The organism is Amycolatopsis sp. NPDC028719, from assembly GCF_055565395.1.
Genome location: NZ_JBVHUL010000019.1, coordinates 24,960 through 49,660 on the forward strand (window position 1 = coordinate 24,960; position 24,701 = coordinate 49,660).

The 24,701-nt window shown below is 69.7% G+C and carries 16 protein-coding genes; 10 read left to right on the plus strand and 6 right to left on the minus strand.

From position 1 onward, the window contains the following. Nucleotides 1–14: 14 nt before the first annotated feature. From ACZ4TR_RS48335 to ACZ4TR_RS48360, 6 genes are all read left to right on the plus strand, one after another. Nucleotides 15–1,121 (plus strand): HAD-IIIC family phosphatase, encoded by a 1,107-nt coding sequence (locus ACZ4TR_RS48335; RefSeq protein ID WP_465295874.1) that lies wholly within the window; start codon nucleotides 15–17, stop codon nucleotides 1,119–1,121. Then, nucleotides 1,118–4,198, plus strand: coding sequence for a type I polyketide synthase (locus tag ACZ4TR_RS48340; protein ID WP_465295876.1), 3,081 nt, complete (start codon nucleotides 1,118–1,120; stop codon nucleotides 4,196–4,198). The genes ACZ4TR_RS48335 and ACZ4TR_RS48340 overlap by 4 nt, the downstream gene beginning before the upstream one ends. A 10-nt stretch (nucleotides 4,199–4,208) precedes the next feature. Further along, entirely contained in the window at nucleotides 4,209–5,000 is a 792-nt protein-coding gene (locus ACZ4TR_RS48345; protein WP_465295878.1) for a thioesterase II family protein, read from the plus strand. A 51-nt stretch (nucleotides 5,001–5,051) separates the two neighbouring features. After that, nucleotides 5,052–6,902 carry an asparagine synthase (glutamine-hydrolyzing) gene (gene asnB / locus ACZ4TR_RS48350; RefSeq protein ID WP_465295880.1) on the plus strand — a complete coding sequence of 617 codons (1,851 nt, stop codon included), beginning with the start codon at nucleotides 5,052–5,054 and terminating at the stop codon, nucleotides 6,900–6,902. Between the two features lie 145 nt (nucleotides 6,903–7,047). Beyond that, the gene (locus ACZ4TR_RS48355; RefSeq protein WP_465295882.1) at nucleotides 7,048–8,178 is read left to right on the plus strand and encodes a beta propeller repeat protein; all 1,131 of its coding nucleotides are present in this window, start codon (nucleotides 7,048–7,050) and stop codon (nucleotides 8,176–8,178) included. Between the two features lie 188 nt (nucleotides 8,179–8,366). Continuing rightward, nucleotides 8,367–11,420: an amino acid adenylation domain-containing protein gene (locus ACZ4TR_RS48360; protein ID WP_465295884.1), complete on the plus strand. Its 3,054-nt coding sequence runs from the start codon at nucleotides 8,367–8,369 to the stop codon at nucleotides 11,418–11,420. Here ACZ4TR_RS48360 and ACZ4TR_RS48365 read toward each other — a convergent pair. The 6 genes from ACZ4TR_RS48365 to ACZ4TR_RS48390 form a co-directional block, all read right to left on the minus strand. Continuing rightward, the gene (locus tag ACZ4TR_RS48365; RefSeq protein ID WP_465295886.1) at nucleotides 11,405–12,028 is read right to left on the minus strand and encodes a response regulator; all 624 of its coding nucleotides are present in this window, start codon (nucleotides 12,026–12,028) and stop codon (nucleotides 11,405–11,407) included. The two genes, ACZ4TR_RS48360 and ACZ4TR_RS48365, sit on opposite strands and share 16 nt — an antisense overlap. Further along, complete coding sequence (locus ACZ4TR_RS48370) at nucleotides 12,025–13,308, minus strand: sensor histidine kinase (RefSeq protein ID WP_465295888.1); 1,284 nt, start codon at nucleotides 13,306–13,308, stop codon at nucleotides 12,025–12,027. The genes ACZ4TR_RS48365 and ACZ4TR_RS48370 overlap by 4 nt, the downstream gene beginning before the upstream one ends. Nucleotides 13,309–13,310: 2 nt before the next feature. Further along, nucleotides 13,311–14,051, minus strand: coding sequence for an ABC transporter permease (locus ACZ4TR_RS48375; RefSeq protein ID WP_465295890.1), 741 nt, complete (start codon nucleotides 14,049–14,051; stop codon nucleotides 13,311–13,313). A gap of 14 nt (nucleotides 14,052–14,065) precedes the next feature. Next, nucleotides 14,066–14,974: an ABC transporter ATP-binding protein gene (locus ACZ4TR_RS48380; RefSeq protein WP_465295892.1), complete on the minus strand. Its 909-nt coding sequence runs from the start codon at nucleotides 14,972–14,974 to the stop codon at nucleotides 14,066–14,068. Between the two features lie 327 nt (nucleotides 14,975–15,301). Further along, nucleotides 15,302–15,484: a hypothetical protein gene (locus ACZ4TR_RS48385; RefSeq protein WP_465295894.1), complete on the minus strand. Its 183-nt coding sequence runs from the start codon at nucleotides 15,482–15,484 to the stop codon at nucleotides 15,302–15,304. Between the two features lie 188 nt (nucleotides 15,485–15,672). After that, a complete protein-coding gene (locus ACZ4TR_RS48390) occupies nucleotides 15,673–16,623 on the minus strand; it encodes a recombinase family protein (protein ID WP_465295896.1) in 951 nt (316 codons plus the stop codon). Nucleotides 16,624–17,698: 1,075 nt separating this feature from the next. Here ACZ4TR_RS48390 and ACZ4TR_RS48395 point away from each other — a divergent pair. From ACZ4TR_RS48395 to ACZ4TR_RS48410, 4 genes are all read left to right on the plus strand, one after another. After that, nucleotides 17,699–18,379: a vWA domain-containing protein gene (locus ACZ4TR_RS48395; protein ID WP_465295898.1), complete on the plus strand. Its 681-nt coding sequence runs from the start codon at nucleotides 17,699–17,701 to the stop codon at nucleotides 18,377–18,379. An 82-nt stretch (nucleotides 18,380–18,461) separates the two neighbouring features. Next, a complete protein-coding gene (locus ACZ4TR_RS48400) occupies nucleotides 18,462–19,799 on the plus strand; it encodes a protein kinase domain-containing protein (RefSeq protein ID WP_465295900.1) in 1,338 nt (445 codons plus the stop codon). Further along, complete coding sequence (locus tag ACZ4TR_RS48405) at nucleotides 19,796–23,146, plus strand: DEAD/DEAH box helicase (protein WP_465295902.1); 3,351 nt, start codon at nucleotides 19,796–19,798, stop codon at nucleotides 23,144–23,146. Before ACZ4TR_RS48400 ends, ACZ4TR_RS48405 begins: the two co-directional genes overlap by 4 nt. Next, complete coding sequence (locus ACZ4TR_RS48410; protein ID WP_465295904.1) at nucleotides 23,133–24,689, plus strand: hypothetical protein; 1,557 nt, start codon at nucleotides 23,133–23,135, stop codon at nucleotides 24,687–24,689. The genes ACZ4TR_RS48405 and ACZ4TR_RS48410 overlap by 14 nt, the downstream gene beginning before the upstream one ends. Nucleotides 24,690–24,701 lie beyond the last annotated feature (12 nt).

Sequence of the window (24,701 nt, forward strand, 5' to 3'; positions counted from 1 at the left end):
CCGAGGAGAACCCCGTGCCCGACGCATCGACCCTCGTCAAGTGCCTGGTCTGGGACTTGGACAACACCCTGTGGCGGGGCACTCTCCTGGAGGACCCCGAGGTCGAGCTCTCCGACGAGATCCGCCGCACGATCTTCGAACTCGACGCGCGCGGCATCCTGCAGACGGTGGCGAGCAAGAACGACCATGACCACGCCTGGCAGCGGCTGGAAGCCCTCGGCGTCGCCGAATACTTCGTCCTGCCGCAGATCGGCTGGCACGCCAAGTCCGAGTCGGTCCGGGCGATCGCCGACGGGCTGAACTTCGCGCCGCCGACGATCGCCTTCATCGACGACCAGCCCGCCGAGCGCGCCGAGGTCGCCTACCACCACCCGGAAGTCCGCTGCTACGACGCCACGCGGGCGGCCGAGCTGACCACCCTGCCGGAGTTCAGCCCGGCCGTCGTCACGGTCGACGCGGCCCGGCGGCGCGGCATGTACCAGGCGGGGTTCCGCCGCACGGCGGAGCGGGCGGAGTTCGCCGGTCCCGACGAGGAGTTCCTGCGCTCGCTGGACCTGGTCATGGAAATCAAGCGCGCCGACGACGCCGACCTGTCCCGGGTCGAGGAACTCACCCTGCGCACCAGCCAGATGAACGCGACCGGCGTGCACTACTCCGACGCCGACCTGCGGGGCCTGATCGCCGACCCGGAGCACGAGGTCCTCGTCGTCACCCTCACCGACCGCTTCGGCCCGCACGGCGCGGTCGGTGTGCTGCTCCTCGGCTACCACGAGCGGGTCTGGCACCTGAAGCTGCTAGCCACCTCCTGCCGGGTGGTCTCCTTCGGCGCGGGCGCCGTGCTGCTCGACTGGCTGATCGGCGAGGCGGCGACGGCGGGGGTCCACCTCACCGCCGACTTCCGCCGCACCGACCGCAACCGCATGATGGAGATCGCCTACCGGTTCGCCGGGTTCACCGACGATCCCTGCGACTGCCTGGCCGGGCTTCGCGCGGGCGACGCCGAGCGGACGGGCATCGAGTTCCGGCACTTGGTCGCCGACCACCGGCCCGCGCCGACGACCGTCCGGGTCACGGCCCCGGCCCTCGGCGCCGCGCCCGCGGCGGGCGGGCCCCGCACGTGACCACCGAACCCCTGGCCGTCGTCGGCATGGCCTGCCGCTACCCGGGCGGCATCGACTCGCCCGAGCGGCTGTGGGACGCCCTTGTCGAACGCCGCACCGTCGGCGGCCCGTTCCCGACGGACCGCGGCTGGGACCTCGAAGCCCTGCGCTGCGCCTCGGACCGCGGCGGCTTCCTCGACGGCGCGACCGAATTCGACGCCGCGTTCTTCGGCATCCCGCCGCGTGAGGCCGACGCGATGGATCCGCAGCAGCGGCTCGCTCTGGAGGTCGGCTGGGAGGCACTCGAACACGCCCGCCTCGATCCCGCCGCGCTGCGCGGCTCTCGCACCGGCGTGTTCCTCGGTGCCGAGGCCCGCGCCTACGGACCGCGGCCGCACGAGGCCGCGGACCTGGCCGGGCTGCTGGTCACCGGCACCGCGCCCAGTGTCATCAGCGGGCGTCTCGCCCACGTGCTCGGCCTGCGGGGGCCCGTTCTCACCGTCGACACGTCGGCGTCGAGTTCGCTGGTCGCGCTGCACCTGGCCGCGGGGGCGCTCCGGAGCGGGATTTGCGACGTGGCGCTCGCGGGTGGGGTGTCGGTGCTGACGACGCCGGCCTACCACGTGGCGTTCACCGCGCTGGGCAGCCTCGCCCCGGACGGCCGCTGCAAGCCGTTCTCCGCGGACGCGGACGGCGTGGCCTGGTCCGAGGGAGCCGGCGTGCTCGTGCTGGAACGACTGGACCGGGCGCACCGCCTCGGGCACCGGGTGCTGGCGGTGGTCCGCGGCTCGGCCGTCAACTCCGACGGTGCCGGCGTCAGCCTCACCGCGCCGAACGGTGACGCGCAGCAGGAGGTGATCCGCGCCGCGCTGACCGACTCGGGCCTGGCTCCCGCGGACATCGACTTCGTCGAGGCGCACGGCACCGGGACCCGGCTCGGCGACCGCGTCGAGGCCCGCGCGCTGGTCGCCGCCTACGGTCCGGATCGGCCGGCCGGGCGGCCCCTCCTCGTCGGGTCGGTGAAGTCCAACCTCGGGCACACCCTGGCCGCTGCGGGCGTCGCCGGCGTGCTCAAGACGATTCTCGCGCTTCGGCACGGGACGCTGCCCGCGTCCCTGCACGCCGCGACGCCCACCCCGGCCGTCGACTGGGCCGCCGGTGCGGTCCGCCTGCTGACGGAGGCGGCGCCGTGGCCCGAATCCGGGCGCCCGCCTCGCGCGGCGGTTTCGGGGTTCGGCATCGGCGGCACCAACGCCCACGTCGTCCTGGAAGCCGCACCCGCCGTACCGGACGTGCCCGAGCCCGCGCCGCCTTCCGTGCTCCGGGACGCTCTTGCCTGGACGCTCTCCGCCCGGACACCCGCGGCGCTCGCCGCCCAGGCGGGCCGGCTGGCGGAGCACGTCGCGGGCCGGCCGGAGCTGCCGGATCGAGCGGTCGCCTGGTCCCTGGCGACCACCCGGGCCACGCTCGATCACCGGGCCGTGCTGCTCGGCCTGCGGCCGCGGGAGGGTGCCGTGGCGCTGGCGGGCGGGCTGCCGTCGGCCGGCGTGGTCACCGGGCACGTCCGCCCCGGCGGCCCCGGCCGGACTGCGTTCGTCTTCCCGGGCCAGGGGAGTCAGTGGGTCGGGATGGGCCGGGAGCTGGCCGAGGTGTCGCCGGTGTTCCGGGATCGGCTGGCGGAGTGTGCAGCCGCTCTTGAGTCCTATGTGGACTGGGATCTGGACGGGGTGCTGGCGGGCCGGCACGGGTTCGAGGCCGCGGATGTGGTGCAGCCCGCGTTGTGGGCGGTGATGGTGTCCTTGGCCGCGGTGTGGCGGTCGGCGGGTGTCGAGCCGGACGCCGTGGTGGGGCATTCACAGGGTGAGATCGCGGCGGCCACGGTGGCGGGCATCCTGCCCCTGCAGGACGCCGCAAAGGTCGTCGTGTTGCGGAGCAAGGCATTGGCGGCCGTGGCCGGACGCGGCGGGATGATCTCCCTCGCCGAACCGGTGGACGACGTCCGGGCGCGGATGGCGCCGTTCGGGGATCGGTTGTCGGTCGCGGCGGTGAACGGCCCGGCCGCGACAGTGGTGTCCGGCGACGTCGACGCGCTGCGGGAACTGGAAGAGTCGTGCCCCGAATCGGTGCGCACCCGGATGATCCCCGTGGACTACGCATCGCACAGCGCGCACGTCGACGAGCTGCGTGCGGAAATCCTGACCGTGCTGCGGGGGATTTCGCCCGGTCCGGCCCGGATCCCGATGGTGTCCGCGCTCACCGGCGCGTGGCTGACCGGACCGGAGCTGGATCCGGCGTACTGGTTCGCGAGCCTGCGCGAGACCGTCGAGTTCGACCGGACCGTGCGGACCCTGGCCGACGCCGGCCACGGCGCGTTCGTCGAAGTTTCCCCGCATCCGGTGCTGGCCGGCGGGATCACCGGTGCCGTCGCCGTAGGCACCCTGCGCCGGGGCGAGGGCGGCGCGGACCGCCTGCTGGCTTCGTTCGCCGAAGCCCACGTGCGCGGCGTGCCCGTCGACTGGCGCGCGATCCTGCCGGACGGCCCCACCGTCGACCTGCCCACCTACGCCTTCCAGCGGACCCGCCACTGGCTGACCGACGACCACCGCACCCCGGCGGCGGTCGCGCCGTCGGTGCCCCCGGTGAACCCGGAGACCGAACGGGCCGTGCTCGACCTCGTCGTCGGCCACGCCGCCGCCGTTCTCGGCCTCGCCGACGCCGGCGACGTGCACCCGGCCCGGACGTTCAAGGAGCAGGGCTTCAGCTCGGTCCTGGCGATCGAGCTGCGCGGCCGCCTCGCCGACGCCACCGGCCTCGACCTGCCGCCCGGCCTGGTCTACGACCGGCCGTCGCCGGCCGAGCTGGCTTCCCACCTGTTCGCGATCCTGCACCCGGACCCGCTGCCGGCCGCCATCGACACCCTCGAAGCGCTGCTGGCCGCCACCACCGATCCCGAGGCCGCGGCCCGCGCGCTGGCCCGGCTCGCGGCCCTCGCTGGGGCCGTCCCCGCCGGCGCCGGCCCCGGCACCCTGGCCGGAGCCACCGACGACCAACTGTTCGCCCTGATCGACACCGAACTCGGTCGCGACCGCGATCACTGAACGGAGAACCATGTCCGCCATACCCGAACCCGTCGACGACGACCTGTGGCTGCGCCGCTACCGCCGGACCGCGGCGCCCGCCGTCCGGCTGGTGTGCTTCCCGCACGCGGGCGGCACCGCGCCGTTCTACCGGCCGGTGCCCCACGCACTCGGTACCGCGGACCGCGTCGAGGTGCTGGCCGTCCAGTACCCCGGCCGGCAGGACCGGCGCGCCGAGAAGCCGATCGCCGACCTGGGGCGGCTCGCCGACGGTGTTTTCGACGCATTGGCCCGGCGCTCCGGCTTGCCGCTCGTGCTGTTCGGGCACAGCATGGGCGCCGTCGTGGCCTTCGAGGTCGCCCGCCGGTGCGAGCGCGCCGGGACGCCCGTCGCGCGCCTGATTGTCTCCGGCCGCCGCGGCCCGGCGATCGGCCAGGAGACCGCCGACGACCTGCACCCGATGGGCGACGACGCGATCCTGGCCGAGATCCGCTGGCTGGACGGCTCCGCGTCGATCGTGCTCGACGACCCCGACCTGATGGCCGCGGCCCTGCCGTCGCTGCGGGCCGACTACCGCGCGATCGAGACCTACCGCGTGGGCGCGGAAGCCATCGTGTCCTGCCCGGTGACCTCGCTGACCGGCGACCGCGACCCCAAGACCTCGGTCGCCGAAGCGGAGGACTGGCGGTCGCACACGACCGGCGAGTTCGACCTGAACGTGTTCCCCGGCGGGCACTTCTTCCTCGTCGAGGAGATGCCCCGCGTCATCGAGATCCTCGATCACCGCCTGGTGGAAGCGATGTCGGCGCCCGCCGCCGGGTGAGCGCCCGCCCCGAAGAACACCGACCGAACGCAGAGCGAAGAGGAGAGAACAGTGTGCGGAATCACCGGATGGGTGTCCTACCAGCGCGACCTGCGGGGTGAGACGGCCGCAGTGGACGCGATGACCGAGACGATGGCCTGCCGTGGCCCGGACGACCACGACACCTGGATCGCCGAGCACGTCGCGCTCGGTCACCACCGGCTCGCCGTCATCGATCTGCCCGGTGGCCGGCAGCCGATGAGCGTCAACCCGACCGGCGCGCCCGACGGCGCGGTCGCGATGGTGTATTCGGGTGAGGCCTACAACTTCACCGAGTTGCGGGCGGACCTGCGTGGGCGCGGGCACCGGTTCGAGACCGAGTCCGACACCGAGGTCGTGCTGCGCGGGTACCTGGAGTGGGGCGAGGCGGTCGCGGACCGGCTCAACGGCATGTACGCCTTCGCCATCTGGGACGCCCGTGAGCGGAAGCTGGTGATGATCCGCGACCGGATGGGCATCAAGCCGTTCTTCTACTACCCGACCCCGGACGGTGTGCTGTTCGGCTCGGAGCCGAAGGCGATCCTGGCCCACCCGCTGGCCGAGCGGACGGTGACGTTGGACGGGCTGCGCGAGCTGTTCGCGTTCATCAAGCCGCCGGGCAGCGCGTTCTGGGAGGGCATGCGCGAGGTGCGGCCCGGCACCGTCGTCACGGTCGACGTCAACGGCGTGCACGAGAAGGTCTACTGGAGCCTGGAGACCAAGCCGCACGAAGACTCCCGGGAGGACACGGTCGCGCACGTGCGCGAGCTGCTCGACGACACCGTGCGCCGGCAGCTGGTCGCCGACGTGCCGCGGTGCACCCTGCTCTCCGGCGGCCTGGACTCCTCGGCGATGACCGCGATCGCCGCCGACCAGCTGGCCAAGGGCGGTGAGACGGTGCGCAGCTTCGCGGTGGACTTCGTCGGCCGGACCGAAAACTTCGTGCCCGAAGAGTTCCGCGAGGCTCCGGACGCGCCGTTCGTCCGCGACGTCGCCGAGAAGTCCCGGACCGAGCACCAGGACATCGTGCTGTCCGCGGCCGACCTGGCCGACCCGGACCTGCGCGCCGCGGTGGTCCGTGCCCGGGACCTACCCGCCGGGTTCGGCGACGTCGACACGTCGCTGTACCTGCTGTTCAAGGCGATCCGGCAGCATTCGACGGTCGCGTTGTCGGGTGAATCCGCCGACGAGGTCTTCGGCGGCTACAAGTGGTTCTTCGACCCGCTGGTGCACCAAATCCCGACGTTCCCGTGGCTGGTGCAGTTCATCACCAGCGCCGGCGACTCCAAGCCGATCCTGCAGCAGTCCCTGCTCGAGGCCATGGACCTGCCGGGCTACATCACCGAGCGGTACAACGCCGCGATCGGGCAGGTCTCCCGGCTGGACGGTGAGGACGACTTCGAGTACGTGATGCGCAAGATCTCGTACCTGCACCTGACCCAGTACCTGCAGATGCTGCTCGACCGAAAGGACCGGATGTCGATGGCGGTCGGGCTCGAGGTCCGGGTGCCGTTCTGCGACCACCGCCTGGTGGACTACGTCTACAACGCGCCGTGGGCGTTCAAGAACTACGACGGCCGCGAGAAGTCGTTGCTGCGCGGTGCTTCCCTCGACCTGCTGCCCGCGTCGGTCGCCGAGCGCGTCAAGTCGCCCTATCCGTCCACCCAGGACCCGCGATACGCGACCGCGTTGCGGGCGCAGTGCCAGGACCTGCTTTCCAAACCGTCGCACGCGGTCTTCGACCTGATCGACAAGGACGTGCTGCGCGACGCGGTCGCGGTCGACACGCCGCAGATCACCGAGGGGTCCCGGCGCGGCATGGAACGGGCGCTGGACATGGCCGTCTGGATCGACCTGTATTCCCCGGACGTCAAGGTTTCGTGACGATCCCGCCGACGCTGTTCGATTGCGAATTCCGGGGCAGTTGAACAGCGTCGGCCGATGGTATTAATAAGGGGTGAATATGCGAAACGGCGGTTCTCGATCTTTTGTCAGAATCATCGGTACGCTTGCGCTCGTCGCGGGTTTCGTGAGCACATTCGCTCCGGTGGGCGCGGCCGCCGGAGCGGTCTGGGACCAGCTTTCCTTCCCCTACGGGTACAACACCCCCCAGAAGTCGCTCGACGACGTCGCGGCCCTCGACAGCACGCACGCATGGGCGGTCGGCGAGGTGCGGTGGAACGGCCCGCCCCCCATTCCGGCGGGCACGGTCTGCGCGGACCTCTACCGCTGGGACGGTCGAACGTGGACCAAGCAGCCGCCGCTGGATTCCTGCCGGGGCGCGCTGCACGCGGTGTCGGCCGCGTCGAGTACGAACGTGTGGACTGTCGGATCGACCACCACTTACCACTGGAACGGCACCACCTGGACCTCGAGCCCGTACCCGACCGACCCGGACAACCCCCTCTACCTCGATGACGTCGCCGCCGTGGGGAACACCGCGTTCGCCGTGGGCCGCTCGTACCGGCCGGTCGGTGAGGTGTCCACAGCGGGCGTGCTGCGCTGGGACGGGACGGTCTGGCGGAAGATGACCATCCCGCTGCCCGCCGGGAACACCGATCTCAGCAGCGTGTACGCGGTCTCGCCGGACGACGTCTGGGCGGTGGGTATGACGAACCGGTACGGGCCGGGAACCGACGGCCACACTCTGGTGCTGCACTGGAACGGCACCGCGTGGACCCTGCTGCCGAATCCGCCGAAGGCCGCCCTGGTGGAGACCGAACTCGACACCGTGGTCGCCCGCGGCGGCGAGGCCTGGGTCGGCGGCGAGAAGGTGACCTACGAATCCAACGGCATCACGGTGAAGAGCCGGGACGCGGTCGCGATGCGCTGGGACGGCCACGCGTGGACGGAGACCCCGACCCCGGTGCCGGGCAACGTCCAGGGGTCGGCCATCGGTTCCCTCGCCCTGAACGGTTCCGAGCTGTGGGCGGGCGGCAACACCTATGACGGCTCCAGCGGCAAGTGGCGCGGAACGCTGCTGCGCTGGGACGGCAGCGCCTGGCAGCAAGCGCCGAAGCCGCCGCTGTCGGCGTACGGCGTGAAGCAACTCGGCGGTGTCCCGGGTGGCGGCCTCTGGGCCACGGGTCTCGGCACCCGGGAAACGGACGATCAGGCAACCGGCGAGTACCTCGCCCACATCACCGGGCCGGTGGGCTGAGCCGTGCGGTGGGGCCGAGCCGCGTTCGGCGGCTCGGCCCGGTGATCCGGCAGAGCAATTCGGGAGCGCGGGCTCCCGGCCCGTGACTGGCGAGGACCAACGATGAGGCACCGACACTCCCCGGCGCTCGACCGGCCGGTGAACAGACGCGAACGCACCGCTTTCGAGGACCGCGCCGAGGAGGCATCGTGACCGCGTCCCGCGCCGCCGGCGAGCAGGTCTTCCGCCGGAAGATCTCCCCCCTCGAATGGTGGTTCCTGGGCCATCCCGGGGACCTGAACCCGACCTTCGGGATAGTCGTCGAGGGAGAGGGATCGCTCGACACCGGCCGGCTCGCCGAGGCGATCGCCACCGCCTCGGAAGCGTGCCCGGGAGCGCGGCTCGTCCGGCGCGGGCAGGAGTGGGTGGACGGCGGGACGCCCCCGCCGGTGAAGGTCGTGGACATCCCCGCGGACGCCGATCTGCTGAAGCTGCCCGAACTGCGGGACTGCGTGACCGGGCCCTTCTGCGAAGTCGTGCTCGTGCGGCGCCCGGCGGGCGGCCGGCTCGCCGTGGCCTTCCGCGCCCATCACGCGGTGATGGACGCCAATGGGCTGCTGACCTGGGCTCGGGACGTCTTCCACGCGCTGCGCGGCGAGCCCGTGGCCGGTGCGCCCGACGCCATCGCCGACCGGGACGTCTACACCCGGCTGCCGGGCCGGGCCGACAGCGACGCCCCGCGGGCGGACAAGCCCCCGATCATGGGGTCGTGCGAGCCGGTCGCCCGGTCCCGGATCGTCCTCGCGCGCCGCTCCCTCCAGGGCCGGTATCCGGGCATCACGGCCCGGCTGGCCGCACTGCTCGCGGAGGTGGTCGCGGAGCAGCCCGGCGCCCGCGAGGCGGCCTTCTACGTGCCCGTCGACCTGCGGTACTACCGGCCCGAGGTGCGCAGCACGGCGAACCTTTCGCTCGGCATGCCCGTCCGGGTCTCGGCCGGGGAGGACTGGCTGGACGTCCACGCGCGGCTGCTGCGGGCGGTGAAGGATGGCGCGCCGGCCCAGAACGTGGTCCCGGACGTGGCCCTCACCGCGCCGCTGACGGCGATCGAGTCGATCCTGCTGGACACGGACCGCCGGACACGCGCGGCGGAACGCTTCCCGGTGGACGCCGTCCTCTCCCACGCCGGCCGCATCGACCTCGGCGACCTCTGTGCTCCCGGGTTCACCGCGCACACGGCGTTCGTCATGGAGCGTCCGCTGCCGGGCGAGGCGCCGGTGTTCAACGTGCTCGAGCTCGACTGGCACACCGAGATCACGGTGGCCTGGTGGGACGGGGACGTAACGCGGGCGCGTCTCGACGCGCTGCTGGCGCGGCTCGTGGCCCGGCTCGGGACGCACGCCACGCCGTTGCCGCAAGCCGGCCGGCCGGCGACTGGCCCCGGGCCCGTCGACGTCGTCACCCGTTTCCTGCGGCGCGTCGACGAGACGCCGGACGCGCCCGCCCTCGACGGCGGCCCGGACGGCGTCCTGACCTACCGGCAGCTGGAACGGCGCACCGCCGCGGTGGCGGCCGCGCTGCGCGCCCGCGGCGCGGGCCCCGAGACCGTCGTCGGTGTGCTGGGCGACCGGTCGGTCGCCGCGACGATCGCGGTGTGGGGGGTGCTGCGTGCCGGCGCCGCGTACCTCCCGATCGACGCGCGTAACCCGGACGCGCGAATCGCCGGCCTGCTCGCCGACGCACAGGCCCCGGTCTGCTTGGTGCAGCGCCCGTACGACGTGCGCGACTGCCTGCCGCCGGGGTGCGTGCGGCTCGTGGTCGACGAGGATCTCGCCGCCGACGCGGACCTGCCGGCCCCGGAGATCGGGGACGACCAGCTCGCCTTCCTCATCTACACGTCCGGGTCGACCGGCCGCCCGAAGGGGGTGGAGATCCCGCACGGTGCGCTGCGAGCGTGGACCGACTGGGCCATCCGCGACCTCGGGTTCGACGCGGACACGCGCGTGCCGATGCTGGCCTCGCTCGGGTTCGACGTCGCGGCCTGCGCCCTCTACCTGCCGCTGCTCGCCGGGGGCACCGCGGTGCTGCGCCCCGCGGAGATCAACCACGCGATGCTGCGGGAGCTGCTGCTGGACTCGGGCGCCAACACGTTGCTGATGACGCCGTCCCACCTCGCGTTGATCAACCGGCTGGGGTTGCGGCCGAAGGGTTTCCGTGCGGTCGTGCTGATGGGCGAGCCACTGTCCACTGCGGTGGCGCGGGAAGCCCAGCGCGTCTTCGGCGAGGACTGCGCCATCGTCAACTCCTACGGGCCCACCGAGACCACGGTGGTCATGACGCTGCATCCGTTCGACGCGAACGGCTGTGCGCCCGATACCGCTGTGGTGCCGCTCGGTCTGCCCACGACCGGGACCAGCGTCTTCGTACTCGACGAGCACGGGCGGTTCGCCGCCGACGGGGAGACCGGCGAGATCTGGATCGGGGGCCCGCAGCTGGCCCGCGGTTACCGGGGACAACCGGACCTGACCCAGCGGGCCTTCGTCCGCCTGGCCGACGGCACCCGCGTCTACCGCTCCGGCGACCTCGCGCGCCGGGCTCCGGGCGGCCCGCTGGAGTTCGTGTCGCGGGTGGACGACCAGGTGAAGATCCTCGGGCACCGGGTGGAACCGGCCGAGACCGCCCACGTGCTGCGCGGTCACCCGGCGGTCGCCGAGGCGGTCGTGCTCGCCCGCCCCTCGGGCGAGCACAAGGTACTGGCCGCGTATGTCGTGCGGGCACCGGGCACGGCCGTCTCGGCCGATGAACTGGCGGCCTATGCCTCGGCCGCACTTCCGGCGTATCTCGTTCCGGCCGCCACAGTGTTCGTGGATGCCATCCCGCACACCATCAACGGCAAGGTCGACGCGCGCCGGCTGCCGGACCCCTTCGCGCACCTTCCCGTTCCGGCCGCGTCCGCCGGCGGACGCGACGCGCTCACCGCCGCGATCGCCGGGGTCTGGTCCGAGCTCCTCGGCATCGATCCCGAGCGGCTGGACGACGACACCGACTTCCAGCAGCTGGGCGGCAACTCCCTCGAACTTCTCACCATGCTGGCCACGGTCGCCGGCCGGGTGGTCGACCTAGCGGCCCGCGCGGGTTTCGACGCCGCGTTACCGGCGCTCGTCCGCGCTCCCACCCTGCGCCGTGTCACGGCCGCCGTGCAGGATGCGTCTCGGGTAAAAGCCGTTGAACCGAACGAACCTCGGTCTGCCTACGGCGTCAAGTAGCCCTGGGAGAACGCGGCGGCCACGGCGGCCGCCCGGTCGTTGACGCCGAGTTTCGCGTACACGTGCAACAGGTGCGTCTTGACCGTCGCCTGGCTGATGAACAGCCGTTCCGCTGCCTCGCGGTTCGTCGAGCCCGCCGCGACCAGCTCCAGAACCTCGAGCTCACGCTGGGACAGGGGTTCGGACGCGGGTTGCCGCACCTGCCCCATGAGCCGGGTCGCGACGGTGGGGGAGAGCACCGCTTGCCCCTGCGCGGCCGCCTCCACCGCGCGGAAGAGCTCCTCCTTCGGCGCTTCCTTCAACAGGTAGCCGGTGGCGCCGGCCTCGATGGCGGCCAGGACGTCGTTGTCGGTGTCGTACGTGGTGATCACCAGGATCCGTGCGGAAACCCCGCGCTTCGCCAGCTCCTTGATGGCGGTGACGCCGTCGGTCCTCGGCATCCGCAGGTCCATCAGGATCACGTCCGGCCGGAGCTGCTCGCCGGCCGCGATCGCCGCGGCGCCGTCGCCGACCTCGCCGACCACGTCGAAGCGGGGGTCGGCGCTGAACATGCCTCGCAACCCGTCCCGCACCACCGGGTGGTCGTCGACGATCAACAGGGAGATCACGCCGCACCTCCGGCCGGGATGGCCGGCACCGTCGCCGAGATCGCCGTGCCACGCCCCGGTTCCGATTCGATGTCGAGCCGGCCCGCGAGGCGCTGCACGCGCTGCCGCATCCCGGCGAGGCCGAAGCCGCCGTTCGTGGAACCGTTGGCGCGCTTGGTGTTCGGTTCGAATCCCACACCGTCGTCCCGTACGTCGAGGGTCACCTGGTCCGCCATGTACGACAGCGTCAGGCCGACCCGGCCGGCCCGCGCGTGCTTGGCCACGTTGGCGAGCGCCTCCTGCGCCGTGCGCAGGAGCGCCACCTCGACGTCGGTGTGCATCGGCCGGGCGTCTCCGGTGGTGGTCAGCACCGCGTCGACGTCGTTGACCTCCGACCACCGCCGGGCCACGTCGCCGATCGCGTCCGGGAGCTGCGCCTGCGCGAGCACCGACGGCTCCACCGCCTGCACCGTGCGGCGGGCCTCGACGAGGCTTTCGCGGGTCAGGTTGGTGGCGTTCGCGAGGTGCTGCCGCAACGCCGGAGGGTCGCCCAGCGTCTGCTCGGCGGCCTGCAGCTGTGTCAGGATCCCGGCTAGACCCTGGGCGAGCGTGTCGTGGATTTCCCGCGCCATCCGCTGCCGCTCGTCCAGGACGCCCGCCTCGCGCGCCTGGACCAGCAGCTGCGCCTGCAACCCGGCGTTCTCGGCCAGGGCGGTCTCCAGTTTGGCGTTGACCTCGTGCAGCTCGAGGAGGGCCTGTTTCTGCATGTCGTTGCGGTGGCTGCCCATCTCCACGAAGTAGAAGAGCGCACCGGCGAGCACCGACGACACCGCGCCGACGGCCAGCCACACCCACCACATTTCGGCGGCGTCGATGGCGGCGACACCACCGAGGAACGCCGCCGCGGAGGTCATCGCGGTGGCGGCGGCGCCCGCGTACCGCCAGCGACCCTGGAGGTACTGGAACGCCTGCGGGTAGCCGACGAAGGCGAAGAAGCCGTACCACGGAGCGATGGCGACCAAACCGGCGACGAGAATCATCAACCCGGAGTAGTACAGGCCCATCAACGGATGGTTCTCGTGCCATTCGGGGTGAAGCGTCGAAAACCACAGCATCCAGAGCAGGGCGCCGGCGGAGAGACCCAGAATGGTCGGAAGGTCGTCCGGTACTTTCCAGAACAACTGCACCAGCGTGACGGTGATGCTGACGGCCAGGAGGAAATAGGGGAGAACCGTAAAGGTCGCCGTTTCCTTGCTTTCCCAGCGGTCGAACTCCGCGCGCAGCTCGCCCTCGATGCCCACCCTCACTCCCAGCGGAAGTATCGTGCTGCCAGGCCACCGGCCAATACCGTCCAGCCTAGCATGACACCCAGGTGCAGCAGTTGCGGCCAGTGACCGGCGGTGGCGTCCTGTAGCGATTGGACGCCGGCGCCGAGCGGGGTCAGATCACTGATCGTCAGCAGGACCTTGTTCATGCTGGCGCGCGGCAGCCACAGTCCCGCGAAGAACACGAGCGGGAAGAACACCAGGGAGCCGATCGCGCTGGCACTCTTGCTGGACGGCGCGAGCGCGGCGACGAGCAGGCCGATCGCGAACAACGCCAAGGCCAGCAGCAGGAAACTGATCAGGAATGCGGGAAGCTGCTGCGGGAACTCCACGTCGAACGCGAAGTGGCCGATGGCGACCATGATCACCATCGTGATGATGGACAGCACCGTGGCCATCAGCAGCTGCGCCCCGAGCATGACCGCCGGCTTGACCGGAGTGGTCCGCATCCGGCGCAGCACGCCTTTCTCGCGGTAGGAGGCGAACAGCTGGGACAAGCCGCTGAGCGAGAACAGCGAGATGCCCATCGAAATGACGATCGGCAGGTACAGGGTGATCAGCCGGACTCCGCCGAGATCCGCGTTGGGTTCGCGCATCGAGGGGATCAGGCCAAGGATGACGAGCAGGATCGGAGAGAAGGCGAGCGCGAAGAAAACGACGATCGGTTCGCGGAAGAACAGCTTCGTTTCGGTGGCGGTGAGCCGGAGCAGGGCGGGCATGGTTCGGGTTCTCCTCAGGATTCGATGGCGCGGCCGGTGAGCGCGACGAACGCGTCGTCCAGCGTCGTCTGCTCGACCCGCAGGTCGGCCACGGTGATCTGGTTGCGGGCGAGCACGGTCGTCACGGCGAGCAGCAGGTTGCCGGTGCCGGTCACCACGAGCTGGCTCCCGGCCCGCTCGACGCTGGAAACCTCGGGCAGGGCGGTCAGGACGGAGTGGTCCAGCGGTGCGGACGGCCGGAACCGGATCCGCTGCTGATCATCGACCTTCGAGACCAGCCCGGCGGGGGTGTCGACGGCGACGACGCTGCCGGAGTCGATCAGGGCCAGCCGATCGCACAGCCGTTCGGCCTCTTCCATGAAGTGGGTGACCAGCAGGATCGTCACACCCCGGTCGCGGATGTTCTCGATCAGGTCCCACACGTCCCGGCGGGCTTGCGGGTCGAGGCCCGTGGTGAGCTCGTCGAGCACCGCGACCTTCGGGTTGCCGAGCAGCGCGAGCGCGATCGACAGCCGCTGCTTCTGCCCGCCGGACAGCCGCCGGAACTGCGTACCGAGCTTGGCGCCGAGGTTGAGGACGTCGACCAGTTCGCGCCAGTCGGCCGGCTCGCGGTAGAAGGAGCTGTAGAGCTCCATCGCCTCGCCGACCTTGAGCTTGTCGGGGAGCTCGCTCTCCTGCAGCTGGGCGCCGAGGATCTGCCGCAGTTCGCCTTCGTCGCGCTGCGGGTCGAGCCCGCAGACGCTGATGGTCCCGCCGTTCGGCGTGCGCAACCCCTCGACGCACTCGACGGTCGTGGTCTTTCCGGCCCCGTTGGGACCCAGGATGCCGAAGATCTCGCCCTGCTCGACGGCGAAGCTGACCCCGTTCACCGCGGTGTGGTCGCCGTAGCGTTTGACGAGGCTGTCTACCTCGATGATTGCCATGGGAGAAGTGTGGGTCCCGGAGCGGGTGCGGCGGATCGACTCCACGGCTGGAATTCGGGGCGGGGCGGGGTGGAGGACGCTATCAGCCGATCGGTTGATGTGGCCGCTTCCACGGGCGGGAAGGATGGGCCCATGGCGGTGTCGTGATGAGCCTGGCCGCACCCTGAGTGCGACGTCACGACCGATCGACATTGAACCGGGATCGGTTCCGACGAACGTGACTCCGGTCCGTGCCCGGATTTCGGCAGTCCGTTTTCGGAGCGGCTTGTGAATCGGAGCGATTCGTCGACACGCGTCGCCCGGGAAGCCGCGGGTCGGCGGCGAACCTCAGTACGGGTTATTCGGAGGAGAGGATTCGCTGGCGCGCCCCAAGCTCGAGCGCCCGCCTGGCGGTTCGACGGAGCGCATGTCGACGATCGCGTCAAGAATTTCCGGCGAAGCTCGAATCACAGCCGGCAGCTGTTCGAGATGCTGCTGAAGATGGCGCATCGCTGCGGTCAAGTACGTCACTGACCTGACGGTGATCGGCAGCCGCTAGTTAGTGCTGGATCAACCAGGAGCATGAGTGAACTCGAGAAGCTTTTGTGACGGGTGCTGTCACGAGAGCTGCAGGTCAGTGGCGAACTTGAGCGTGGGGTTGTAGATCAACTCGGTCTCGGACACTCAATTACCCCATAGAAGCGCGCGTCGCGGCCAGGTCAGAGTAACAGCAGCTGGTCGCCGACGGTCTCAACTCTCGTGGTAAGTGCGGAATGTGGGCTGTACGCCCTGACTTCGCGTGTCGGGCCGCCGCACATGATCGTTAGGTCATTCGTTCTCAGGTAGTCGGCGATCGCGGACCCATCATCGCCTACGGTCTGGGCGAATCGCACGCGGAGATCGTTGAACAAGTGGTCTTCACGGACGTAGACGTTCTTGGCGAGTTCTGGTGGGCGGTTGCGGGCGCTCGTGTGACCGTGGCAGCAGCGGTAGCCGGGGCGTCCGTTCACCCAGTGCGAGTCCAGTCGGCGGCCGCACAGTTGACATTGCACGACTCCCGCCAGCACGTACGTCCTGGTGCCGCCGTCCTGGGTGAGCCGGGCTGCGCGCATGCCCTGGACCTCGAGGAAGGTGGCCCCGTCCACGAGTGCCGGATGTGTCACCTTCTTCGACTCGGCCCAACCTCGTGCCGCCGATGGCCGGACTGGAGCACCCTGGTGAGCCGGGCCGGGTGTTCTGGCGCCGTGCCGGTTCCACACCTGCCGCCCCGTGTACCGCGGGTTTTCGAGGATCCCGATCACCGTCCGGACGATCCACTCGTGCTTCGTCCGGTGACGATTCCGGTCCCGCTCGGCGCTTGACGGGCATGGGATGCCGCGGTCGTTCAACTCCCGCGCGATCCCGGCCACGCTGCGTCCGGTGGCTCGTTGCTGGAAGATCCACCGCACCCACGGCGCGGTGACCGGATCGGGTTCCAGGCGGTGCAGACGGCGGCCCCAGCTCGCGTGAGCGCGGTTCGGGTGCGGGCCGGCATCGGCGAGGCGGTAGCCGTAGGGTGGCCGGCCGCCGAGGAATCTGCCCTGCACGCAGGTTTGAATGTGCATCGCTGCCAGTACCCGGTGCCGGGCCTGTAACACCTCGCGGCGTGACTGGGATCCGAGCAGAAGCATTAATGCCTGGTGCGGGGTCGTTGAGGTTCACCGGGCCGTTTGCTTCGGGGAGCCACAGCTGGATACCGTGTGCTTGGAGCGTGGTCAGCACGGCGTTGAACTGGTCGCCGTAGAACGCCCGCTCGTACTCGCCGATCACGACGGCATCGAACGAACGGTTCGGGTGCTCCGCGGCTGCCATCAGCTGCGCCGTCGCAGCTCGTTCGCGCCAGGGCAGCCGGCGTGAACATCCTTCGTCGAAGTACTCCGCCACGATCACGCCGTGCCCGCGGATCGTCTCCTCGGCGACGTCGCGCTGCCACCCCGACGACGTTGCCCGGTCCTGGAAGTCAACGGTGGACATCCGCCCGTAGAACGCGAACCTCAGCCCATGACCTTCGACAGTTCGCTGGCGGCGCCGGGCGCCGGCCCGACGCGGCGAGACTGCGCATGGCATGGCGGCTGGGCGAGCGCTACTGATCATCGTGCACCTCGGCGCTTGAGGCGGGTTCGGGTCGAGGGCGGAACGCAATCGCCTGGCACCGATGACGAGATGGAAGCTGATTTGCACCCGAATGGCCGCGTTGCTGCTCGTATGACCGTGTGCGATGTAGTCGGTCGACCTCTGTCCGTGACTAGCAGGCCGGGAAGGCATCGAATGTCGACACACCGTCGTCCCCGTGGCCGGTGAACTGCGGACGAGTTGTGTGACATGAGTCTGTTGATACGTTCGGCTACTGCGTCTCTCTGCGCGCGGCTGGGGGACGTCATGTTCGGCGAGTGCCTTTGGCTCGATGGTCCGGTAAGCAGGCGACCCAGGTCCTGCTTGTGACTCACAGTGATCATTTGGTCACACTGAGCGCCGACAAGATCGCCACCATGTGCGTGAACGGCTTGAACGGCAGAGCCGGCTTCCGATCGCCGCCGGCTGGGCGCGTCTGGCGCGCATGCGAAGGAGCAAGCTGCCAAGGCGCCGATCACCTGTAACGGACGCAGAGGATCATACGATCAGAGTATTGCCTCAACTGTCGTGGTCGAGCATTCTGTACTGTTCGAAACTGGAAGCATCGCCGATTGTCTGTGAGGGAAGCGAACGTTGACCGAAGCCGTGGACTCCGCCCCGAGTTTTGAATTCCAGCGGCCTCGGTCGCTGCCTGTCGTCGTTCTTGCCGACGCGAGCGGCAGCATGGGGCAAGACGGCAAGATCGAAACGCTCAACACCGCCATCCAGGCGATGGTGCGCCGGCTTGCGGCGGAAGACAGCGGCAGCGCGGAGATCACCGTGGCTGTGGTTGTGTTCTCGCAGGAGCATGCAGTGCTGCACCAGGAACCCACGCCAGCCGGCGAAGTGCAGTGGAGGAAACTGCTGCCGTCGGGCAAGACTCCGATGGGGGCGGCGTTTCGCCTGGTCGCCGACCTGATGCGGGATCCGGGTTTCCTGCCTGCGGACGCGTACCTTCCGACACTCGTGCTGGTTTCCGACGGGATGCCGACCGACGACTGGGAAAGTCCGTTGAAAGACCTTTTGAGCACCAAGGCCGCCAAAGCGGTACGGCTCGCCGTTTCGGTAGGCGAGGACTCCGATGCAGCCGCGTACCGCGTGCTCGAGGCGTTCGTCGCCAATCCCGCGTATCCGGTCGTCCGCGCCAACGAGGTGGACAAGCTCGCGGTGTTCTTCCAGGGTGTCACACGCACGGTCACCACCCGGGTTCGGAGTATCGAGCCAGACAACCTGGCCTCACTCGACTTCGGCGAGCTCCGGAACCTAGTGGACTGAAATGAACTCTCCCATCACGGACGTGTCGTCTTTCACGCCCGCGTCCGGTCTACGCGTACGTGACGAGCTTCAGAATGAGTTCGTGCTGCGCGAGGAAATCGGTCGTGGTGGCCAGGGCGAGGTCTGGTCGTTGCAAGGCGGCAGGCTGGCGGCCAAGTTCCTCAACCACGCTGACCGGGCGACGCGCGAGGAACTGCAGGCCCGGCTGCGCCGCATCGCCCGCACCGACCTGCGCGGAATTCCCCTTGCCAAGCCTCAGGCGATCCTCGACGGGCCGTCAGGCTACGTCATGGAACTACTCGAAGAAATGGTGTCACTGAAGACCTTGTTCGTGCCGCCGCGCGGCTTGGACCAGCGACAGTGGTACCGGGACACCGGTGGCCTGCGACGCCGCCTCACGGTACTCGCGAACACTGCCGACGCCCTGCATCGTCTACACGCGCGAGCGCTGGCGTACTGCGATCTTTCGCCTGCAAACGTCCTCGTGCCGCGGTCGGCGTCGTACGACCACGTCTGGCTCATCGACCCGGACAACGTGACCGTCGAGTCAGACCATTCGGCGACCGGGCTGTTCACTCCCGGCTACGGCGCGCCGGAGGTCGTCCGGGGGGAACGTCCCAACGACGCGCTGAGCGACCTGTTCTCGCTGGCTCTGGTCGTGTTCCGGGTGCTCGTCGCTGTCCATCCGTTCGTGGGCGCCGCGGTCCGGAACGATCCGGGCCTTGAGGCGCAGGCCTATTCCGGTGCTCTTCCGTGGGTGGATGACCCCGCCGACGATCGCAACCGGGCGACTTCCGGACTCAAGCGTGACTGGGTGCTCACCGGTGGGCTGCGTCGGTTAGCCGGCAGGGCCTTCGAGATCGGTCTCACGAACTCGCAGGCGCGCCCTGCCGCCGCGGACTGGCGGGACGAGCTCATCCGCGCCGCCGACTTCACCATTCCCTGCCCCGGCTGCGGGATCACCGGCTACGCCTTCCTGGAGAAGTGCCCGTGGTGTTCGGTTGGGAGACCAGTCTTGCTTTTTGCCGCCCTGCTCACGCGGCTGCCGTCGTATGCATCCAAGGGTGATCCGGCCGTGCCATGCCACACCATCGTCCTCGCTCCCGGCGGGCCCGTGTCTGTCGACGCACGGCGGGCGCTGGCCCTACTCGATCCGGGGCCGGCGGGGCAGCCGGTGGATCCGTCGTCTCCAGTCGCCGAGGTGAATTGGCAGGTCGGGGGAGACGTGACGGTTCGGCGCACCGGACACCAGCGAGTCGGCCTCGTCGACCGCGACGGTTCGCGGTCGCTGGAGCTGAAGCGGTCGGAAGAGCGCTTGCTACCGCGTGGCGAAGCGGGTTTCTGGGACGTCCGGTTCGGTCGGCCGGATCAGGTGCACCGGATATTGAGCATCAGCCGCAACCCAAGGGAACGCCGGTGACCCTTTCCGAGAACCTCAGCGGCCCGCCCGAGTTCTTCTGGATCACCGGCCCGGACCAGCGGCTATCCGCGAGCCGGGCGCGCCACGGCGAAATCCTGCTGGGGGAGCGTAGCGGCATCATGGACGCGGCGCTCTACGCAGCAGACGGTGAATTGCTTGCTGAGTGGCCCGCACGCGCCGTCGACCGCGAGTCGGAAGACCGCCTCCGCACCGTGATGGGCTCGTCGATCGCGATCGTGCACAAGGTGACTACCGAAGCGGGCGCCGGACACCGGCTCCTGGTCCGGGCGCACCGGTACCGGCAGACCCACCTGTGGGAACCGATGACAGCAGGCGTCACCGACGCCGCGCTGAACAGTCTGCGCAGCCTTGCCGGTGACCTGAAGGGGCAGGACCCGGTTGTGTGGTTGTCCGAGCAGCTGCTGCTGCCCGCGGCGCCAGGCGGGCCTGCCGCCGCTCGGGTTGTGGCCGTGGCGCTGCCGTCGGCCGAGCTGGGGGCACCAGAGCCGTGCCGCCTGCGCGGTCGAGACTTCGAGGCATTCCTCGACCAGGTCGACGGCCAGTGGTGGATCACGAGGGTTCGGCGGGTGGGCGCCGGTCAACTGTCCGAACTGGTCCTGGTGCACGTCGATCTGAAGCTGGTGGACCGGTCCACGGCGGCCAGACTGCGAGAAGACCTACGAGCCAGGCTGGCACGGCTGGGCGATGCCGCGCCTGGTCAGTCTTTCGTGCGCCGTTGGGAGGAGTATCAGCGGCTGGAAAACGAGCAGGCGCTGCGGGAGATCCATGCGCTGGGCTGCCTGACTTACAGATCGTGGCGCTGGCTGGACGCCGGCGGCGGCCTCGCCCAGTTCACCGTCGAGCAGCAGGGCGGCCAAACGTTGCTGCACCACCTGGCCCACCAAACCACTGGCCGGGTGCAGTTGGAAGCGAGTGCCGTGAAGCCACCGGTCCTCGGAGGCGCGGCGGTCGGCACCTCAGACGGGTTGCTCGACCACGAGCTCGGTGAGCGTGGACAGGTCGGCGAGGTGCTGCGCGTCGACCTCGCGCGAGGCGTCGTCGAACTCAAGATGCTCCAGCAGCCTGACCGTGCGGGTGAGCTGGACACCGCAGAGGCCCCGCGACAGGGCTTCCTCTTCCGGTCTTACCGGGGTGACTATCGACGGCTGCAACGTCGTCAGCATGCGATTGACCGGATCCGGAAGGGTCTGACCCCCATGCCGCACCTGCTGGGAGTGCTGGAGGGCAGCCCCCTGCGCGGGCCACGCCGTCACCGTGAGAACGCGGTGAGTGCGGGCGTCCTGCGGTTCTTCGACGGCAAGCTCAACGACGCCCAGCGGGTCGCCCTCGACATCGCGGTCAATACGCCCGACTTCGCGGTCATCCAAGGACCGCCGGGGACCGGGAAGACCGAGTTGATCGCTGCGCTCCAGGTGCGTTTGGCCGAGCTCGGGCGGTCCACTGCCACGGTGAGCCGAAGCATGATGCTCACCAGCTACCAGCACGCCGCTGTCGACAACCTCGTCGAGCGCAGCAAGGTGTGGGATCTCCCCGCCTTGAAGATCGACTCGCGTGACCGCGGCTCGACCGTGCACCTTGAGTCGTGGCGGCGAACCACCGAGAACCATTTGCGCGCCCGGCTGTCCGAAGGGGGCGACGACGGACTGGCTGTTGCAAAGCGAGCTGTCTCGCGTGCGGCCACGGCTTACCGCGTCTCACCGCTCGATGCCGCCGACACGGCGGTGATGCTCGACGATCTTCGGAGCCGAACCGCCGGTCTCCTTTCGGACGAGGTGCGCCATCGCCTCGACGATCTCTGCGCAAAGCTGACCGCAGTCCGGCAGGCGGCCGCGTTCGACGCGTCACCTCGCCGGGAGAGCCTGCGCCGTGCCGTGCGCGGCTTGCGGGTCTTGCCTGTTTCATTCGCGGACGACGGACCCTTGACCGCGGCGAAGCTCTCGGTGCTGCTCGGCGAGGCCGAGGTGGCGGAAGTTGGTGCCGACGTGTTGGACCTCGTCGAACGCGCGGCCGCATGGACCGGGGACGGTGCGCCGAAGTTCCTCGACGAGCTCGCCGAGGCGCGGGGAAGGTTGCTGGATCTCTTGGCTGGGACGACTCGCGGACTGGTCCGGCCCACCGTTCGTGAAGACGTGGTGGTGCTGCTGCGCGACGCGCGGATCGACTTGGACGAGCGGGCACGGACAACGGCACACGGGGTGCAGACCGCGCTGCTTGACTACCTCGAAGACCTCGGAAGTGACCCCGGATCGGTGCTGGCCACGCTCGGCTTCTACACGACATCGCTGGGAACGACCTGTCAGCAGGCGGACTCGCCGAAGATCCGGGACGCCAAGCGTGGTGGTCTCGACGGCGGGAGCGAACGGGTCACGTTCGACACCGTCATCGTCGACGAGGCGGCCAGGGCCAACCCGCTCGACCTGATCATCCCGCTGGCTATGGCCGCGCGTCGGGTAGTGCTGGTGGGGGATCACAAGCAGCTGCCGCACATGCTGGAGCCCGATGTCGACCGGGAACTACGTACCCGGGAGCCGGAATGGGCGCGACTACTCGAGGAAAGCCTGTTCGAGCGGTTGTTCCGAATGTTCGGTTCCGAGGAGGCGCCCCGTGCGTGGACTCTCGACGCCCAATACCGCATGCACCCGGTGCTCGGTCGGTACGTCAGCGACAACTTCTACGAGTCGAAGCTGAAGTCACCGCGGCCGGCGGAGGAGTTCAGGCACGGGCTCCCCGGCTATGAGGGAACCTGTGCGGCATGGCTGAGCGTTCCGAAGGCACATGGGCCGGAGGAATCAGTGGGAGCTAGCAAGAGCCGTCCCGCCGAAGCCCGCGTCGTCGCAGCCGAATTGGAGCGGCTGCTGGCGGCCGAACCCGACCTCACGTTCGGGGTGGTCAGTTTCTACAGCGCGCAGGTTCAGCTGATCCGGAAAGAACTGACGAAGCGCAATCTCTTGGAGGAGACTGATGGCGGATGGGTGCCGCTCGGAGCCGCCGGCCGGAACGGCGCGGGGGAGCGGGTCGAGCGGCTCCAAGTCGGGACGGTGGACGCCTTCCAGGGCAAGCAGTTCGACGTGGTTCTGCTGTCGCTGACCCGCTCCGGCGACCCCGCGGACGCACGGCGCGCCTATGGCCACGTTCTCGTGCCGAACCGGCTCTGCGTGGCGACGAGCCGACAGAAAAAGCTGTTGATCGTGGTCGGCGACGATGCGATGGCCGACCCCCTGACCGCGTCCCCGGACGCTGAGCGGCTGACCAGTTTCTGGCGGATCTGCCACGAGAACGTGGCCGGACGCATCCGGCGGGCGGAGGTGAACCGTGCCGGTGCCTGACCGTGTCCTCGTCTACCATGTTCCGCCGGAAGCCGAGTCCGAGTTCCTGCTCTGGCCAGTGCTTATCTATCGAGTTGTCGCCCCGGTTCAGGCCGTCCGGAAGATCGACGTCTTCGAGAAGGTGGTGCTCTCGTTGTGCGCGGCCGGCGTTCGCCGCAGCGACGACCTCGCACGGCACACTGGCCTGCACGTCGAGTTGTGCGAGCACATCGTGACCCAGCTGGTCGACGGACGCCGCCTCGACCGGGCCAGAGGGCTCACCGACGAGGGCCGCCGGGTGCACCAGAGCGGCCGCTTGGCCGAGAGCGCGGAGCTGGTGGTCACCCACGTGTTCCAAGACGTTTTCTCGGGTGAGCTCTTCCCTCGCTCCGCCAAGGAGCTGCGGTACCAACGCGTCGACTCGCACCTCGACGACCTGGTCGCCGTACGACTGGGTAAAAGCGGGTCGCCGCGGATCGTCACTGCGACGGCGGTCGCCTGCACAGACCCGGGAGACCGAACCCCGGAGCCTGAGGCGATCATCAACGCTCTTGCCCAGCACCGGCAGGCCGTCTCCCGGCACGGGGGAAGCACGCAGGAGAACGGTCACGAGCTCTTCGATGTCTACGGCGAGGACGACCTGTCGGCTGAGGAACGATTCGAATACCTTCCGGAGGTCCACCGGGTCGTGGAGATCGGGGAGGCGCGGCACGAACTGTTGCTTTGCTCGCTGGACGTCAGCGGCTCGCCGGCCGACGACGGGCTCCCGCCTGATCCGTTTGGACTCGGGCCGAGCTTCTTTTTGCGGCAGCTGATGCGCGCCCGGGGTCGCGCCGACCAGCGGTTCGCCGCGTGGTTCGAAGCGGCTCGGGCCGAAAAGGGCAAGCAACTGCAGGAGCGTTTGCGCGATGCGACCGTCAGTTGGGCGGATCACGTCGAGGAAGAGCTGGTGAACCGGCTTGGCGAAGGCCTCTTCACCCATCCGCACACCCTCAACCTGCTGAAGGATGTGTACGAAAAGGCCGGTGGCCCGGCATCGGATGCGGCCGCCGAAAGCGTCCGCGTCGTGACATTCCGCATGTACGAGTACCTGTTGCTCAGGCTCGTCGAGCTGTATCCGCCGCCAGCGGACTGGTCGGGTGCGCCACTCGCGGCCCCGGCGGAGAGGGCGGACCGCCAGCAGGCTTGGGAGGTGCTCGAAACGCTGGCCATTCGGCTCGGCTTCGACCAGCTGCCCGTTCCCCAATACAAATCCGCACTCGGGAGCACCCTGGGCCGGGACTGGGGCCGGGTGACCAAACACCCGACGACCTGGGAGCTGATGTGTTGGTCGATCGTCAGCGCTGCAGACCCGGTCAGTCCGCACCGGCGTGACCATCCCCTGGCCGACCTCGCGAGACGTTGGCCGAAACTACTCACCGACCTCCTTGCTCTCGGGCCGTTGCGTAATGACAGCGCCCACGGACAGAGATCGGATCGGACGCTCGGCACGACCGAGTGGAGCGTGCAGCTCGCTACCGAAGCAGCCAGGACAGCATTGCTTCTCCCGCCGGAGAACGACTGAAGGAGCCGCCCA